This window comes from Roseivivax lentus, assembly GCF_900156805.1.
GTDB classification, from domain to species: domain Bacteria; phylum Pseudomonadota; class Alphaproteobacteria; order Rhodobacterales; family Rhodobacteraceae; genus Roseivivax; species Roseivivax lentus.
Genome location: NZ_FTOQ01000015.1, coordinates 18,580 through 35,299, shown reverse-complemented (window position 1 = coordinate 35,299; position 16,720 = coordinate 18,580). Strand labels below are relative to the sequence as shown.

General features: G+C 67.7%; 15 protein-coding genes. 8 read left to right on the top strand and 7 right to left on the bottom strand.

Annotated elements, in window-relative coordinates:
- Positions 1 to 22: 22 nt before the first annotated feature.
- The gene (locus BW990_RS17255) at positions 23 to 388 is read right to left on the bottom strand and encodes a YigZ family protein (protein WP_407690144.1); all 366 of its coding nucleotides are present in this window, start codon (positions 386 to 388) and stop codon (positions 23 to 25) included.
- A 31-nt stretch (positions 389 to 419) separates the two neighbouring features.
- Complete coding sequence (gene ald / locus BW990_RS17250; protein ID WP_076450017.1) at positions 420 to 1,544, bottom strand: alanine dehydrogenase; 1,125 nt, start codon at positions 1,542 to 1,544, stop codon at positions 420 to 422.
- A gap of 134 nt (positions 1,545 to 1,678) precedes the next feature.
- Here ald and BW990_RS17245 point away from each other — a divergent pair, with 134 nt between their 5' ends.
- From BW990_RS17245 to BW990_RS17235, 3 genes are all read left to right on the top strand, one after another.
- Positions 1,679 to 2,137, top strand: a complete 459-nt coding sequence (locus BW990_RS17245; RefSeq protein ID WP_076450015.1) for an Lrp/AsnC family transcriptional regulator — start codon at positions 1,679 to 1,681, stop codon at positions 2,135 to 2,137.
- A 129-nt stretch (positions 2,138 to 2,266) separates the two neighbouring features.
- Positions 2,267 to 3,925, top strand: a complete 1,659-nt coding sequence (locus BW990_RS17240; protein WP_234990294.1) for a BCCT family transporter — start codon at positions 2,267 to 2,269, stop codon at positions 3,923 to 3,925.
- A gap of 115 nt (positions 3,926 to 4,040) precedes the next feature.
- The gene (locus BW990_RS17235; RefSeq protein ID WP_076450012.1) at positions 4,041 to 5,633 is read left to right on the top strand and encodes a GMC family oxidoreductase; all 1,593 of its coding nucleotides are present in this window, start codon (positions 4,041 to 4,043) and stop codon (positions 5,631 to 5,633) included.
- A gap of 260 nt (positions 5,634 to 5,893) precedes the next feature.
- Here the strand turns inward: BW990_RS17235 and rpsU are convergent, their stop codons facing one another.
- Positions 5,894 to 6,100 carry a 30S ribosomal protein S21 gene (gene rpsU / locus BW990_RS17230; RefSeq protein ID WP_049641104.1) on the bottom strand — a complete coding sequence of 69 codons (207 nt, stop codon included), beginning with the start codon at positions 6,098 to 6,100 and terminating at the stop codon, positions 5,894 to 5,896.
- Between the two features lie 113 nt (positions 6,101 to 6,213).
- Between rpsU and BW990_RS17225 the strand changes: the two genes are divergently transcribed.
- Positions 6,214 to 6,900, top strand: a complete 687-nt coding sequence (locus BW990_RS17225) for a COQ9 family protein (RefSeq protein ID WP_076450009.1) — start codon at positions 6,214 to 6,216, stop codon at positions 6,898 to 6,900.
- Here the strand turns inward: BW990_RS17225 and BW990_RS17220 are convergent.
- Positions 6,891 to 7,223 (bottom strand): hypothetical protein, encoded by a 333-nt coding sequence (locus tag BW990_RS17220; RefSeq protein ID WP_076450007.1) that lies wholly within the window; start codon positions 7,221 to 7,223, stop codon positions 6,891 to 6,893. The two genes, BW990_RS17225 and BW990_RS17220, sit on opposite strands and share 10 nt — an antisense overlap.
- A 103-nt stretch (positions 7,224 to 7,326) precedes the next feature.
- On the opposite strand from BW990_RS17220, the gene BW990_RS17215 reads away from it, so the two are divergent.
- The 3 genes from BW990_RS17215 to BW990_RS17205 are packed head-to-tail and all read left to right on the top strand — an operon-like array spanning position 7,327 to position 9,962.
- Positions 7,327 to 8,322, top strand: a complete 996-nt coding sequence (locus BW990_RS17215; protein ID WP_076450004.1) for an NAD(P)H-quinone oxidoreductase — start codon at positions 7,327 to 7,329, stop codon at positions 8,320 to 8,322.
- A complete protein-coding gene (locus tag BW990_RS17210; protein ID WP_076450001.1) occupies positions 8,315 to 8,986 on the top strand; it encodes a TylF/MycF/NovP-related O-methyltransferase in 672 nt (223 codons plus the stop codon). The genes BW990_RS17215 and BW990_RS17210 overlap by 8 nt, the downstream gene beginning before the upstream one ends.
- Before the next feature lies 1 nt (position 8,987).
- The gene (locus tag BW990_RS17205; RefSeq protein WP_076449998.1) at positions 8,988 to 9,962 is read left to right on the top strand and encodes a quinone oxidoreductase family protein; all 975 of its coding nucleotides are present in this window, start codon (positions 8,988 to 8,990) and stop codon (positions 9,960 to 9,962) included.
- A gap of 219 nt (positions 9,963 to 10,181) precedes the next feature.
- On the opposite strand, the gene purD is transcribed toward BW990_RS17205, so the two are convergent.
- A complete protein-coding gene (gene purD, locus BW990_RS17200) occupies positions 10,182 to 11,450 on the bottom strand; it encodes a phosphoribosylamine--glycine ligase (RefSeq protein WP_076449995.1) in 1,269 nt (422 codons plus the stop codon).
- A gap of 74 nt (positions 11,451 to 11,524) precedes the next feature.
- Between purD and xseA the strand changes: the two genes are divergently transcribed.
- Positions 11,525 to 13,063 (top strand): exodeoxyribonuclease VII large subunit, encoded by a 1,539-nt coding sequence (gene xseA / locus BW990_RS17195; protein ID WP_076449992.1) that lies wholly within the window; start codon positions 11,525 to 11,527, stop codon positions 13,061 to 13,063.
- A gap of 183 nt (positions 13,064 to 13,246) precedes the next feature.
- Here the strand turns inward: xseA and BW990_RS17190 are convergent, their stop codons facing one another.
- Both BW990_RS17190 and BW990_RS17185 read right to left on the bottom strand, forming a co-directional pair.
- Complete coding sequence (locus BW990_RS17190; RefSeq protein ID WP_076449990.1) at positions 13,247 to 15,445, bottom strand: 3-hydroxyacyl-CoA dehydrogenase NAD-binding domain-containing protein; 2,199 nt, start codon at positions 15,443 to 15,445, stop codon at positions 13,247 to 13,249.
- Between the two features lie 26 nt (positions 15,446 to 15,471).
- Positions 15,472 to 16,683, bottom strand: coding sequence for an acetyl-CoA C-acetyltransferase (locus BW990_RS17185; protein WP_076449987.1), 1,212 nt, complete (start codon positions 16,681 to 16,683; stop codon positions 15,472 to 15,474).
- Between the last annotated feature and the right edge of the window lie 37 nt (positions 16,684 to 16,720).

Genomic DNA, 16,720 nt, shown 5'->3' with positions numbered 1-16,720 from the left:
GGCCGGTGTGCGCGGCCGCGCCTCAGGAGGGCGCCAGCTGGTCGAGATAGGTCCGGGTCGCGGTCTTCACGTGCCGGAAGCGGTCGCCGCCCAGATGCGTGCCGCCGAACCAGCGGGTGACGATGACCAAATGGTTCTGCACGCCCGCGCCTTCGAGGCAGTTCAGGATCACCATGCCCGCGCCGCCTTCGCCGTCATCCTGCTTGACCGGGCCTTCGGGCAGGAGTGCGGCCCAGCTGTTATGGGTGGCCTTGGCGAATTTCTTGCGGCGCTTGAGCTCCGCGACCAGCGCCTCGGCCTCGGCGCGGCTGGCCGCCGGGCCGCCCGCGACCGCGTATTTCGAGCCGCGGTCGCTGAGCACGTTGGGGAGGATCGTCAGGCGGGCCATGGGTCCCGCCTGAGCGATCCTCGCTCAGCCGTCAAGCGCCGTCGCGCAGGATCAGCTGCGGCGCCGTCACGTCGATGCCGAGCGCGCGGCCCACCGCGTAATAGGTCAGCTTGCCGTCATGCACGTTGAGCCCGTTCAGGAGGTTCGGATCGTCCTGGCAGGCCGTGCGCCAGCCCTTGTCGGCCAGCGCCAGCATGTAGGGCATGGTCGCGTTGCCGAGCGCCAGCGTCGAGGACCGGGCGACCGCGCCGGGCATGTTGGCCACGCAGTAATGCATGATGCCGTCGACCTCGTAGATCGGGTCCTGATGGGTGGTGGCCTTCGAGGTCTCGAAGCAGCCGCCCTGGTCGATGGCCACGTCCACCAGCGCGGCCCCGGGCTTCATGCCCGAAAGCTGGTCGCGGCTGACGAGTTTCGGCGCGGCAGCACCGGGGACCAGAACCGCGCCGATCACCATGTCGGCCTCGGTTACCAGCTCCGCCGTTGCGGCGCGGCTGGCATAGACGGTCTTGAACGTGCCGCGATAGACCTCGTCGAGAGTGCGCAGGCGCGCCAGCGACCGGTCGAGCACGGCCACGTCCGCGCCCATGCCCGCGGCCACCCGCGCGGCATTGGTGCCCACGATGCCGCCGCCGATCACCACGACGCGCGCGGGAAAGACGCCGGGCACGCCGCCCATCAGCACGCCGCGTCCGCCATTGGCCTTCTGCAGCGTCCATGCGCCCATCTGCGGCGCGAGGCGACCCGCAACCTCGGACATCGGGGCCAGCAGCGGCAGGCCGCCGCGATCGTCGGTCACCGTCTCGTAGGCGATGCAGGTCGCACCCGAGGCGATGAGGTCGCGGGTCTGCTCGGGATCGGGGGCGAGGTGCAGATACGTAAAGAGGATCTGGCCGCGGCGGAGCATCTTCCGCTCGCTGGCCTGAGGCTCCTTCACCTTGACGATCATCTCCGCCTCTTCGAAGACGGCTTCGGCATCGGGCAGGATGCGTGCGCCCTGCGCGGTGTAATCGTCATCCGTGAAACCCGCGCCGTCGCCGGCGCCCGCCTGGATCAGAACCTCGTGGCCATGGGCCACCGCCTCGGCGGCGGCTTCGGGGGTGATGCCGACGCGGAATTCCTGCGCCTTGATCTCCGTGGGGCAACCGATCTTCATCTCGTACTCCTTCCTGATTTGCCCGAGTGTCGCGCGGCGCAGCGGAAATGTCTGCGCCGAATCTCTGGAAAATTCGGGGCGCTTGCGCAATGATCCTCCGCCAAGGGCTCAAACCGGGGGAGATGCTTCGAAACATGTCCATTGACACGATAGATCGTCGCCTGCTGGGCATCCTGCAGAAACGCGGGCGTATCTCCAATGCGGATCTCGCCGAAGAGGCCGGGCTCTCGCCCTCGGCCTGTCACCGCAGGGTTGCCCGCCTCGAGCAGGAGGGGGTGGTGGACCGCTACGTGGCGCTGCTCGATCCCCGCGCGCTGGACCTGCCCGCGACCATCTTCGTGGAGATCACGCTGTCGCGGCAATCGGACGACATCCTCGACCAGTTCGAGACGGCGGTGCGGCGCATTCCGAACATGCTCGAATGTCACCTGATGGCCGGGACGGCGGATTACCTGCTAAAGATCGTGGCCGCCGATACCGAGGATTTCGCCCGGATCCACCGCCGCTACCTGACGCGCCTGCCGGGCGTCGCGCAGATGCATTCCTCGTTCTCGCTGCGCAGCGTGGCGCAGACGACCGCGCTGCCGCTCTGAAAAAGTCCGGAACCAAACCACACGCCTCTGAGTTGTGGCTCAAATCTGCGCCCAATTTGCACCTTCACGCATTGCGCGGATCGGTGCGGCCTGTGCCGCGACCTCGAGAACACAGCCAGGGGAGAGCGCATGAACGATCACATGGACAAGATGAACCAGGAAAGATTGCTGTTCTTTCCCAAGGTCAACAGGCGCGTCTTCTCGACCTCGGCCGTCCTTATCCTGAGCTTCATCATTCTCGGTGCCGCGTTCAGCGAGACCGCGGGAGCGGTCTTCAACTCCATGCAAAGCTGGCTCGCCGGCACCTTCGGCTGGGCGATGATCGCGCTGGTGAACATTCTGCTGATCGCCACGGTCTACCTCGCCTTCGGCAAGTTCGGCGATATCCGGCTCGGCCGGATGAACGAAACACCCGCCTATGACCTGTTTTCCTGGGTCGCGATGCTGTTTTCGGCGGGCATCGGCATCGGCCTGATCTACTGGGGCGCGGCGGAGCCCATCTACCATTACTTCGCGCCCCCGATGGGCGAGGCGGAGACCGAGGCCGCGGCCAAGCAGGCGATGACGATCTCCTTCCTGCACTGGGGCTTTCACGCCTGGGCCATCTACGCCATCGTCGCGCTGAGCCTTGCCTATTTCCACTTCCGCAAGGGCCTGCCGCTGACCATCCGCTCGGCGCTCTACCCGATCCTCGGGGACCGGATCTTCGGCTTCTGGGGCGACGTGGTGGACATCCTCGCGGTCTTCGGGACGATGTTCGGCATCGTCACCTCGCTGGGCCTCGGGGCGCTGCAGATCAATTCCGGCCTCGGCGAGGTCTTCGGCATCGGCCAGAGCGCCTATGTCCAGATCGCGATCATCGCCGTGATCACGGCGATGGCGACCGTGTCTGTGGTCGCGGGTCTCGATGGCGGGATCAAGCGGCTGTCGAGCCTCAATATCCTGCTCAGCGTCGTCTTCCTGATCTTCATGCTGATCGTCGGGCCGACGCTCTTCATCTTCGACACCTTCGTGCAGAGCTACGGGGCCTATGTGCGCGATATCGTCTCCTGGGGCACCTGGTCCGAGGCCTGGACCGAGGGCGGCACCTGGCAGAACAGCTGGACGATCTTCTACTGGGCCTGGTGGGTCAGCTGGGCCCCCTTCGTCGGCGTGTTTGTGGCCCGCATCAGCCGGGGCCGCACCATCCGGGAGTTCCTGATCGGCGTGATGCTGATCCCCTCCTCCATCATGTTCTTCTGGTTCTGCGCCTTCGGCGGCACCGCCCTGAACATCTCGCTCGGCGGTGACCGGACGCTGGTGGAGGCCACGCAGAACGCCTATGGCGACGCGATGTTCGCCCTGCTGGATTACTTCCCGGCGGCCGACCTGATGTCGGGCTTCGCGATCATCCTCATTGTCCTGTGGTTCGTCACCTCCTCGGATTCGGGCTCCTTCGTGATCGACATGCTGACCGCGGGCGGCGATCCGAACCCGCCCAAGGTGCAGCGGATCTTTTGGGCCATATCCGAAGGCGCGGTGGCCTCGGTCCTGCTCCTTGCAGGTGGCCTTTCGGCGCTGCAGGCCGCCGCGGTGGTCGCGGGCTTTCCGTTCGCGGTGGTGATCTTCCTGATCCTGATCGGCCTCTTCAAGGCGCTGAGCTGGGATCCGCTGATGGTCTATCGCCACAACCAGCGTTACCGCAACGACGACGAGGCCGACCACGCCATGCCGCCGGAGTTGCCGGGCGAGCTTTACGGCGCGGACCCGACCCCGCCGCCCGGCGTGCGCCCGGTCCCCGCAGAGTAGACGCGCTCGACCCGGCGATGCCACAGCGCCCCCGAGCCCGTCGGTTCGGGGGCGCCCTTGTATCCGAAGCCCCGATCCGGCACTTCTCGCGTCAGAGGCTTCGGGGGGGAACGAGATGCGGATCGAGACGGATTACATCGTCGTGGGGGCCGGCAGCGCGGGCTGCGTCGTGGCGCGCAGGCTCGCCGATGCCGGGCACCGGGTGACCCTTCTCGAAGCGGGCGGGCGCGACAATTACCATTGGGTGCATATCCCGATGGGCTATCTCTACTGCATCGGCAATCCGCGCACCGACTGGATGTTCAAGACCCGCGAAGAGCCGGGGCTCAACGGCCGGTCGCTGCTCTATCCGCGCGGGCGCATCCTCGGCGGCTGCTCGGCGATCAACGGCATGCTCTACCTGCGCGGGCAGGCTGCCGATTACGACGGCTGGCGGCAGATGGGCCTTGCGGGCTGGGGCTGGGACGACGTGCTGCCCTATTTCAAGCGCAGCGAGGATTACGTCGACGGCGAAAGCGCCCATCACGGCGCGGGCGGCCCCTGGCGGATCGAGAACCAGCGCCTGTCCTGGAAAGTGCTCGACGACTGGATGGAGGCCGCATCGCAAGCGGGCATCCCCAAGGTCGACGATTTCAACACCGGCAACAACGAAGGGGTGAGCTATTTCCGCGTGAGCCAGAAGCGCGGCTGGCGCGTGTCCATGGCGAAAGCCTTCCTCAAAGGCGCGCCCGAAGGCCGTCTCCGGGTCGAGACCGACGCGCAGGTCAAGCGGCTGACGCTCGAGAGTGGCCGCGCCAAAGGTGTCGTCTTCGAGCAGAACGGCACCGAATGCACCGCCACGGCGCGGGCCGAGGTGATCCTCTGTGCCGGGGCCATCGGCTCGCCGCACATCCTGCAGCTCTCCGGCATCGGCCCGGCCGAGCATCTTGCGCAGCACGGCATCGCGGTGGCTCGCGACATGCCCGCGATCGGCGGCAATCTGCAGGACCATCTGCAGATACGCTGCGCCTGGAAACTCAAGGACGCGAAGACGCTCAACACGCTCGCCAGCACCCTCTGGGGCAAGGCCAGGATCGGGCTCGAATACGCGCTCACCCGCTCGGGCCCGATGTCGATGGCCCCCTCGCAACTCGGGGCCTTCGCCAAGTCCCGGCCCGATCTCGCCACGCCGGATCTGGAATACCATGTGCAGCCCCTGTCGCTCGGGGCCTTCGGGGAGCCGCTGCACGATTTCCCGGCCATGACCGCGAGCGTCTGCAACCTGCGCCCCGAATCCCGCGGCGAGGTGCGGCTCACCAGTCCCGATTTCCGCGCGGCACCCGAGATCGCGCCGAACTACCTTTCGACCGAGGGTGACCGCCGCACGGCCGCCGACGCGATCCGGTTCACGCGCCGCATCATGGCGCAGCCCGGGCTCGCGCATTACGCGCCCGAGGAGATGAGGCCGGGGGTGAGCGCCGAAAGCGACGAAGACCTCGCCCGCGCCGCAGGCGATATCGGCACCACGATCTTCCACCCGGTGGGCACCGTGCGCATGGGCACCGACGATGCCGCCCCGCTGGACGGCACGCTCAGGATGCGCGGGATCGGAGGCCTCCGGGTCGTCGATGCAAGCGTCATGCCGACCATCACCTCGGGCAATACCAACGCGCCCACGGTCATGATCGCCGAGAAAGCCGCGGACATGATTTTGGCGGCCGCGCGCTGATCCCCCAAATGCGCGACCCGCGCGACCCCAGCGCGGCCCCCCTCACGATCGGACCAGAAATACCTCCGGGGGTCTGGGGGCAGCGCCCCCAGCGGATCGGCGCGGAACGCGTCGATCCGATCCCGGGATCAACCCGCGCATCGGCCCTTCACAGGACCCGACGCGCGAAAACAATGACCCCGGAAACGACAAACCCCCGACCGGGTGTACCGACGGGGGTCGTCTGAACCGGCGGCTTGCGCCGCCCAGTGTCCAAAAGCTTACATCATGCCTTCGCGCTGCGCCTTCTTGCGCGCCAGCTTGCGCGCACGGCGGATCGCTTCAGCCTTCTCGCGCGCTTTTTTCTCGGACGGTTTCTCGAAATGCTGCCGAAGCTTCATTTCACGGAACACGCCCTCGCGCTGCAGCTTCTTTTTCAGGGCACGAAGCGCCTGATCGACGTTGTTGTCGCGAACACTAACCTGCATGTGGTTGTCACCACCTTCCTAGATTGAGTTGCAATATTTGCAGGAGGTGGCCGTATAGCAAAGCGACCCTACCTTGTCCAGAGGACACGCAACCAGCCGGGAGACCCCGTTTCATGCAAGACGATCCGACCGAAAAACTGATCGACGCGGCGCTGATGCACGTTCCCTTCGACGGCTGGACCGAGACCACGTTCCGCGCCGCCATCGCCGATGCGGAGGTCTCGCCGACCGTCGCCAAGGCGCTCTTTCCACGCGGCGCGGTGGATCTCGCACTGGCGTTTCACCGCCGGGGCGACGCGCAGATGGTGGCCCGGCTGAAACAGGCGGACCTCTCGGGCATGCGCTTTCGCGACAAGGTGGCTTTCGCGGTCCGCACCCGCATCGAGGTCGCCGAGGACCGCGAGGCGGTGCGCCGGGGCACCACGCTCTTCTCGCTGCCGCCCTATGCGCCCGACGGGGCACGGGCGATCTGGGGCACGGCGGATGCGATCTGGACCGCGCTGGGCGACACGTCGGACGATCTCAACTGGTACACCAAGCGCGCGACGCTTTCGGGGGTCTACTCGGCCACGGTGCTGTTCTGGCTGGGCGACGATTCGATCGACAATCAGGCGACCTGGGAATTTCTCGACCGCCGCATCAACGACGTGATGGCCATCGAGAAGGCGAAGGCGGTCTTCCGCGACAATCCGGTCCTGTCGAAGCTGATGGCCGGGCCCGCGCATCTCGCCGCCTCGATCAAGCCGCCGAAGCGCCGCGACGACGTGCCGGGTCAGCAGGCGCCGGGCGCTCAGCTGTAAAGCGTCACCATCGTCCCGAGATGCAGGAGCGCGAGCAGGCCCGCGACCTGCGCCGCGCGGGCCCGCAGCCCGAGCAGGGGCAGCGCAATGAGCGTGGCGAGGATCTGCAGCGGAAAGAGCGTATGCGCGATCTCGGCGGCCTTGTCGGGCCGCGCCAGCCCCGCGATGGAGGCGCAGGCCAGCGTCGCCAATATCGCCGCCAGAAGCCGCCGGGACGCGCCGTCGGGGCCGAGCGCGCGGGTCATCCTGGGCAGATCGCGCCAGAGCGCGCCCAGCACGGCGGCGGCGACGGCAAGATTGGCGGCGAAGGACAGCATCATCATGGAGCCTTTCTAGCGGAGCCGCGCGCGGTGGCAATCGCCCTGCTGCGGCTTGTCTCCGGCGCGGGCAGGGGCCAAGGTCTGCGCGTACCGACGGGAGACGACGATGACGGAAACGATGCGCGCAGTCGAAATCGCGAAGCCGGGCGGGCCGGAGGTGCTGACCCCGGTCACGCGCGCCATCCCCGAACCCGGGCACGGACAGGTCCTGTTGCGCATCGCCTATGCCGGCGTGAACCGGCCCGACGCCCTGCAGCGCGCCGGGCTCTACGATCCGCCGCCCGATGCCTCGGACCTGCCGGGGCTCGAGGCTTCGGGAGAGGTGGTGGCGATGGGCCCCGGTGTCGCGGGCGTGGCCCTGTGCGACAAGGTCTGCGCGCTGCTGCCCGGGGGCGGCTACGCGGAATACGCGGTCACGCAGGCCGCCCATTGCCTGCCGGTGCCCGAGGGGATGGGCCTGAAGGAAGCCGCCTGTCTGCCCGAGACCTTCTTCACTGTCTGGTCCAACGTCTTCCAGCGCGGCGGTTTGCAGGGCGGCGAGCGGTTCCTCGTCCATGGCGGCTCGTCCGGGATCGGCACCACGGCGATCCAACTCGCCGCGCAATTCGGCGCGCGGGTCTTCGCGACCGCCGGATCGGCCGAGAAATGCCAGGCATGCCTCGATCTCGGGGCCGAACGCGCGATCAATTACCGCGAGGAGGATTTTGTCGCGGTGTTGCGCGCCGAGGGCGGGGCGCATCTGATCCTCGACATGGTGGGCGGCTCCTACATCCCGCGCAACATCAAGGCGCTGGCCGATGACGGGCGGCTGGTGCAGATCGCCTTTCTCGACAGTCCCAAGCTCGAGATGAACTTCGTGCAGGTGATGACGCGGCGGCTGACCATCACCGGCTCGACCCTGCGTCCGCAATCGGACCTCGCGAAGGCGCGGATCGCCGAGGCGCTGCGCGCGCATGTCTGGCCGCTGCTGGCGGCGGGCCGGATCGGGCCGGTGATGGATTCGGAGTTTCCGCTGGAGGCCGCGGCCTCGGCCCATGCGCGGATGGAGGGCTCGACCCATATCGGCAAGATCGTCCTCGCGGTCGGCGGCGGCGATGTCTGACGAGGCGCCCCGGCGCTCGCCGCTCGATCTGCTGGTCGAGTGGTCCGTGCAGGACAGTTTCGAGACGTTCCGGGAGGCGATGTCGGGGGCCATGCTGTTTCCCGAAAAGCGCCAGATCCGAAAATATTGCCTGTCCCGCGCGGTGGCGCGGCACGGCACCGGGGGGCTCTTCGCGGAGTTCGGGGTCTGGCGCGGCCATGGCGTGAATCTCTTCGCCAAGCAGCTTCCGGACACGACGATCTGGGGTTTCGACAGTTTCGAGGGGCTGGAAGAGGACTGGACCGGCCATGCCAAGGGCGGGCAGGCCGGGCGCTTCACGCTGAAGGGCCAGTTGCCGGAGGTGGCGGAAAACGTGGCGCTGGTGAAGGGCTGGGTGCAGGATACCGTGCCGGACTGGCTGGCGCGGCACCCGGAGGCGCAGGTCACCTTCGCGCATCTCGATCTCGACACCTACACGCCCACGCGCTTCGTGCTCGGGGCGCTACGCCCGCGGCTCAGGGCGGGCAGCGTGGTGCTGTTCGACGAGCTTTACGGCTATCCCGGCTGGCGCCATCACGAATGGAAAGCGATGCAAGAGGTGCTAGCTGAAGACGCATACCGGTTCCTGGCTTTTTCCGAACAGGCGGTCGGGATCGAAATTCTGAATGACAAAGGGGAGACGTGACATGGCGCGGACGGTGATCATCGAGGAACATGGGGGACCCGAGGTCTTCAAGATCGTGGATCGCGAGGTCGGCGATCCCGGCCCGGGCGAGCTGCGCATCCGGCACGAGGCGGCCGGGCTGAACTTCATCGACGTCTACCAGCGCACGGGTCTCTACCCGATGAAACTGCCCGCGGCGCTGGGCATGGAGGCTTCGGGCGTCGTCGAGGCGGTGGGCGAGGGCGTCACGCATCTCAAGGAAGGCGACCGGGCGGCCTATGCCGCGCAGCCGCCGGGCGCCTATTGCGAGGCGCGCGTCATGCCCGCCGCGCAGGTCTGCAAGCTGCCCGACGAGATCGATTTCGACACCGGGGCCGCGATGATGCTGCAGGGCCTGACCACGCAATACCTGTTCCATCGCACCACCCCGATCGCCAAAGGCGACACGGTGCTGTTTCACGCCGCCGCGGGCGGTGTGGGCCTCATCGCCTGCCAATGGGCCAAGTCCGAGGGCATCCGGCTGATCGGCACGGCGGGCACCGACGAGAAGTGCCAGCTCGCGCTCGATCACGGCGCGGATGCCTGCATCAATTACCGCGAGGGCGACTGGGCGGCGCGGGTGCAGGAGCTGACCGACGGCAAGGGCGTGCACGTAGTGATGGATGCGGTCGGCAAGGACACGTTCGAGGGCTCGCTTTCCTCGTTGCGGCCATTGGGCATGATGATCTCCTTCGGCAATGCGTCGGGACCGGTGCCGCCCTTCAATATCGGCGAGCTGGGCGCAAAGGGCTCGCTCAAGATCACCCGGCCGACGCTCTTCACGCATATCGCCGATCACGCGACCTGCCAGGAGATGGCGGCGATGCTGTTCGACAAGGTGGTCTCGGGGGATGTGAAGATTCGCATCGACCAGCGTTTCGCGCTTGAGGACGTGGCCGAGGCGCATCGCACCCTCGAGGCGCGCAAGACCACCGGCTCGACCGTTTTCACCCTCTGATCCCGCGGTGCAAGGCCCTGGGGGCCTTGCGCATGTCTGGCCCGCCGATCGTTCCGATCATCGGGCGGTTGGGGGCTTTTTTCCCCCAAACCCCCGCGCGTTTGATCGGAAAGGTGAAGCGCGAAGCGGGTTCGCGCCTTTGATCCCAAGGCGGCTCGGGCGGCCGGCTGCGGGGGCCGCAAAAGCGTCCGAAGGACGCCGCGCCGGGCCGTCGGAGGTTCAGGAGGAGAGGGCGCGCCAGCCGATATCGCGGCGGCAGAAGCCGTCGGGCCAATCGATCGCGTCGACGAGGCCATAGGCGCGGTCGCGCGCTTCCTGCAGGCTCTCCCCGCGCGCGGTGGCATTGAGCACCCGGCCCCCTGCCGCGACGATCCGGCCGTCGCGCGTGGCGGTCCCGGCATGGAAGGCCATGTGAAAGCTGTCTTCGGGCAGCGCGTCGAGCCCGCCGATCACCGAGCCTTTCGCATAGGCGCCGGGATAGCCCGCCGCGGCCAGCACCACGGTCATGGCGTGATCCTCGGCCCAGGTGACTTTCTGCTCCGCGAGGCGCCCCTCGGCGCAGGCCTGCATCAGATCGAGCGCCTGCGCGCCCAGGCGCATCATCAGCACCTGGGTTTCGGGATCGCCGAAGCGCACGTTGTATTCGACGAGACGCGGCATCCCGTCCTCGATCATCAGCCCGGCATAGAGCACGCCCTGGTAGGGTGTCCCGCGGCGCGCCATCTCGGCCATGGTGGGGCGGATGATCGTCTCGAGCGCGGCCTCGGTGACCTCGGGCGTCATTATCGGCGCGGGCGAATAGGCGCCCATGCCGCCGGTATTGAGCCCGGTATCGCCTTCGCCGACGCGCTTGTGGTCCTGCGCGGTGCCGATGGGCAGCACGTCGGTGCCGTCGACCAGGACGAAGAAGGAGGCTTCCTCGCCCTGCATGAATTCCTCGATCACGACCTCGGCCCCGGCCTCGCCGAAGGCCCCGCCGAACATGTCCTCGAGCGCGGCCTCGGCCTCGGCCACCGTCTCGGCGATGACCACGCCCTTGCCTGCCGCAAGCCCGTCGGCCTTGATCACGATGGGCGCGCCCTGCGCACGGACATGGGCGCGCGCCGCGTCCAGATCGGTGAAATGCGCATAGGCGGCGGTGGGGGCGCCGCAGGCGTCGCAGACCGCCTTGGTGAAGGCCTTCGAGGCTTCGAGTTCCGCAGCGGCGCGGCTCGGGCCGAAGACCGGGATGCGCGCGGCGCGCAGGGTGTCGGCGACACCGGCGGCCAGCGGCGCCTCTGGGCCGATGATGACCAGATCGATGGCGTTCTCGCCGGCGAATTCGCAGACCGCGCCGCCATCCTCGATATCGAGCGTGGCGCAGGTGGCGATCTCGGCGATGCCGGCATTGCCCGGTGCCACGATCAGCTTGTCGCATTTGGGGTTCTGCATGACCGCCCAGGCCAGGGCGTGTTCGCGTCCGCCGCCACCGAGGATCAGGATGTTCATGGGCGTGCCTTCCGATTGTCCCGCGCTGCCCCGCGTTCTAGGATCGCCCCGGGCAAGACACAAGCGAGGCAGCGATGGATCTGATCGAGGGCGACGAGACGGGCAACACGCCCGAATTCACCGTCTCGGAAATCTCGGGCGCGGTGAAGCGCGTGATCGAGGGCGAGTTCGGCCATGTGCGCATCCGCGGCGAGGTGGGGCGCGTGTCGCGGCCGCGCTCGGGACATGTCTATCTCGATCTGAAGGACGACCGCGCGGTGATCTCCGCGGTGATGTGGAAAGGGGTCGCCGCGCGCCAGGACACTCAGCCCGAGGAGGGGATGGAGGTGATCGCGGTCGGGCGGCTGACCACTTTCCCGGGCCAGTCGAAATACCAGCTGGTGATCGAGGAGATCCGCCCGGCGGGCATGGGCGCGCTGATGGCGATGCTGGAAAAGCGGCGCAAGATGCTCGCGGCCGAGGGGCTGTTCGACGAAGGCCGCAAGCGGCCCATCCCGTTCCTGCCGGAGGTGGTGGGGGTCGTGACCTCGCCCTCGGGGGCGGTGATCCGCGACATCCTTCACCGGCTGCGCGACCGCTTTCCGCGCAAGGTGCTGATCTGGCCGGTGGCGGTGCAGGGCCAGGCCTGCGCGCCCGAGGTGGCCCGCGCCATCGCCGGGTTCAACGCGCTCTCGCCCGGCGGCGCCGTGCCGCGCCCGGACGTGCTGATCGTGGCCCGCGGCGGCGGCTCGGTCGAGGATCTCTGGGGTTTCAACGAGGAGGCGGTGGTACGCGCGGCGGCGGCCTCGGAGATCCCGCTCATCTCGGCGGTGGGGCACGAGACCGACACCACGCTCATCGACTTCGCCGCCGACCGGCGTGCGCCCACACCCACGGCGGCGGCCGAGATGGCGGTGCCGGTGCGGCGCGATCTCATGGTCTGGGCGGACGAGATGCAGGCGCGGCTCAGCCGGGCGGTCAGCCAGCGGCTGGAGACACGCGCCCAGCGGGTGGGCGACCTCGCCCGCGCCCTGCCGCGGCCCGAGACGCTGCTCGAAACCGCGCGCCAGCGGCTCGATACCGCGTCCGATCGCCTGCCCGCGGCGCTGTTCCGCGGCGTGCAGACCCGCCGCGTGGCGCTCTCAGAGGCAGGTGGCGCGCTGCGTCCCTCGGGGCTGCGCGCGCGCACGGGCGAGGCGCGGCGCATGTTGCACGGCTGGACCACCCGCCTTGACCCGGCGCTGGCGCGGCTCGCCGCCACCAAGCGCGAGGCGCTGGGCCGCCGGGCCGACCGGCTTCGGGTGCAGCCCATCGCGAGCCGGGTGAAGGACAGCCGCGACAGGCTCGACGCGCTCACGGCGCAACTCCAGGCCGCGCAGACGAGCCGGCTGAAGACCGAACGCGACCGCCTCAAGGCAATGGGCCGCCTGAACGAGACCCTGAGCTACCGCGCGACGCTGGCTCGCGGCTACGCGGTGGTGCGCGGTGATGGCAATGTGGTCACCACGAAAACCGCCGCCGAAGCCGCCACCGGTCTCGAGATCGAATTCCAGGACGGCAGGCTGCGCCTCGGCGGCACGGCCCCGAAAACGAAGGCCAAGGCGAAACCGCCCGAACAAGGCAGCCTGTTCTGATCGACGCGGTATCCCTTTGCCAAGGGCGGCTCCCGCGGTGCAAACTCGGCGCGCGCCGGCACCACAAAGCCCGCTTACTTACGCTTGCCTCTTTCCAAATACGCGAAAAAAACAGCCCGGTGATCCAAGGGATCACCGGGCCAGACATGCGCAGCCGTAGGCTGCACAATCGGATCGGGCGGATCAGGCCGCCGCGGCCTCCGGGGCGAAGCGCCCGTAGAAGCTCTGGTTCTTCTCGGCCATCTCGCTCAGGAGCGCGGGGCAGGCGAAGCGCTCGCCGAAGGCCTCGGTCAGCTGGTCGCAACGCTCGGCCGCATACGGCGCGCCGAGGATGTCGAGCCAGGAAAGCGGCCCGCCCGACCACGGTGCGAAGCCCCAGCCCAGAATCGCGCCGACGTCACCCTCGCGGATATCCATCAGCACCCCGTCCTCGAGCGCGCGGACCGCTTCCAGCGCCTGGGCGAAGAGCAGGCGGTGCTGCACGTCGGCCAGTTCGGGCTGCGTCTCCGCCACCGCGTACTTGGCCGCAAGCCCTTCCCAGAAACCCTGGCGCTTGCCCTTCTCGTCGTAGCTGTAGAAGCCCGCATTGGCCTTGCGTCCGAGACGGCCTTCGCCCTCCATCCAGAAGATGACCTCGTCCACCGCTTCGTCCGCGTAGGCGTCGCCCATCGCGGCCTTCGTGGCGCGCGCGATCTTGGCCCCGAGATCGATCGAGGTCTCGTCCACCAGCTGCAGCGGCCCGAGCGGCATGCCCACCATCTTTGCGGCATTCTCGATGAGCGCGGGGGCCACGCCCTCGGACACCATGCGGATGCCCTCGTTGATATAGGGGATGATGCAGCGGTTGGCGTAGAAGAACCGCGCGTCGTTCACCACGATGGGTGTCTTGCGGATCTGGCGCACGTAATCCAGCGCCTTGGCCACCGCGCGGTCACCGGTCTCCTGCCCCTTGATGATCTCCACCAGCGCCATCTTCTCGACCGGCGAGAAGAAATGGATGCCGATGAACTGCGCGGGCCGCTGGCTTGCCTTGGCCAGATCCGAGATCGGCAGGGTCGAGGTGTTGGTGGCGAAGATGCAGTCCTCGCCGATCACCGCCTCGACCTTCGCGGTCACCTCGGCCTTGATCTTCGGGTCCTCGAACACCGCCTCGATGATCAGGTCGCAGCCTTCGAGGGCCGCGTAATCGGTGGTCGCGGTGATCAGGCCGAGCACGCGCTCTTTCTTCGCCTCGTCGACCTTCTTCTTCTTGATGCCCTGATCGAGATAAGCCTCGGTATAGGCCTTGCCCTTGTCGGCGGCCTCCTGCTTCTGGTCGATCAGCACCACCTCGATGCCCGCGAGCGCCGAGACGAGGCTGATGCCCGCGCCCATCATGCCGGCACCCAGAACGCCCACTTTCTTCACCGACTGGTCGTCGATGCCCTGCGGACGCACGGCGCCTTTTTCCAGCGCGCCCTTGTTGATGAAGAGCGACCGGATCATCGCCGAGGAGGAGGGGTTCATCAGCACGTTGGTGAACCAGCGCGCCTCAATCTTGAGCGCGGTGTCGAAGGGCACGAGCGCGCCTTCATAGACCGCCGAGAGCAGCGCCTTGGCCGCCGGGTAGACGCCCTTCGTCTTGCCATGCACCATCGCCGAGGCGCCGACGAAGGTCATGAAGCCCGCCGGGTGATAGGGCGCGCCACCGGGCATCTTGTAGCCCTTCTGGTCCCAGGGCTTCACGATATCCGCGTCGCCCGCCTGCAGCACCCATTCCTTCGCCGCCGCGACCGGATCGGCCACGACTTCGTCGACGAGACCCGCGGCCTTCGCCTTCAACGGATCGGAAAGCTTGCCTTCCAGCAGGAAGGGCGAGGCCGCCATCGCGCCCATCTTGCGCACCAGCCGCGTGGTGCCGCCCGCGCCGGGGAAGATGCCGACCATGATCTCGGGCAGGCCGATCTTGGCCTTGGGATCGGGGGTCACGAAGATGCGGTGACAGGCAAGCGGCAGTTCCAGCCCGATGCCGAGCGCGGTGCCCGGAAGCGCCGCCGCGATGGGCTTGCCGCCCTTCTGGGTCTTGGGGTCCATGCCCGCCAGCTCGATCTTCCGCAGCGCCTTGTGCAGCGACATGATACCGTCGAAGAGCCCCTGCGCGGCATTGTCGCCCGCCTCGGCCTTCATCTTGGCGATGACGTTGAGATCCATCCCCGCGGCGAAGCTGTCCTTGCCCGAGGTGATGACGATGCCCTTCACGGCGTCATCGGCCAGCGCGTCGTCGATCAGCGTCTCGAGATGCAGCGCCGCATCGATCGAGAGCACGTTCATGGTCTTGCCCGGGCAATCCCAGGTGATGAGGGCGACGCCGTCGGCGCCTTTGTCCATGGTGAAATCGGTCATTGTCTTCGTCTCCTCTCGGGCCGCGCTTACACGCGCTCGATAATCGTGGCCGCACCCATTCCGGATGCGATGCAAAGCGTGGCGAGGCCGGTTTCCTTGTCCGAACGCTCCAACTCATCGAGCAGCGTGCCGATGATGATCGCGCCGGTCGCACCCAGCGGGTGGCCCATGGCGATGGAGCCCCCGTTCACGTTCAGCTTGGAATGATCGACGTCGAAGGCCTGCATGAAGCGCAGCACCACGGATGAGAACGCCTCGTTCACCTCGAAGAGGTCGATGTCACCAATCGCCATGCCGTGATCCTTCAGGATCTTCTCGGTCACCGGGACGGGACCGGTCAGCATGATGGTCGGATCGGTGCCGATCTTCGCGGTTGCGCGGATGCGCGCGCGCGGCTTCAGACCGTACTTTTCGCCCCATTCCTTGGACGCGATCAGCACGCCCGCAGCACCATCCACGATACCGGACGAGTTGCCCGCGTGGTGGATGTGGTTGATTTTCTCCAGATGCGGGTACTTCAGGAGCGCCACCTTGTCGAAGCCGGGCATCATCTCGCCCATGTCCTTGAACGACGCCTTGAGTCCGCCCAGCGACTGCATGTCGGTGCCGGGGCGCATGTATTCGTCGTGATCGAGGATCGGCAGACCGTTCTGGTCGCGCACGGTGACGACGGACTTGGCGAAACGCCCGTCTTCCCAGGCGGCCGCGGCGCGCTTCTGGCTTTCGACCGCGAAGGCGTCGGCGTCATCGCGCGAAAAGCCGTATTCGGTGGCGATGATGTCGGCCGAAATGCCCTGCGGCACGAAATAGGTCTCCATCGCGATCGACGGATCGACGGCGATGGCCGCTCCGTCCGAGCCCATGGCGACGCGGCCCATCATCTCGACGCCACCGGCGATATAGGCCTCACCGGCGCCGCCGCGGACCTGGTTCGCGGCGAGGTTCACCGCTTCCATGCCGCTCGCGCAGAAGCGGTTGATGGCGAGGCCGGGAATCGATTCGTCGAGATCCGAGGCCAGCACCGCGGTGCGCGCGAGGCAGCCGCCCTGTTCGCCGACCTGGGTGACGTTGCCCCAGATCACGTCCTCGACCGCGTGCCCTTCGAGGTTGTTGCGCGCCTTGAGGTTGTTCAGCACCTGGGCGGAGAGGCGCGCCGAGGTCATCTCGTGCAGGGCGCCGTCCTTGCGGCCCTTGCCGCGGGGCGTGCGGATCGCGTCGTAGATATAAGCGTCGGTCATGGGGTCGTCCTTTGACAGGCTGTACGTGCTGGCCTTG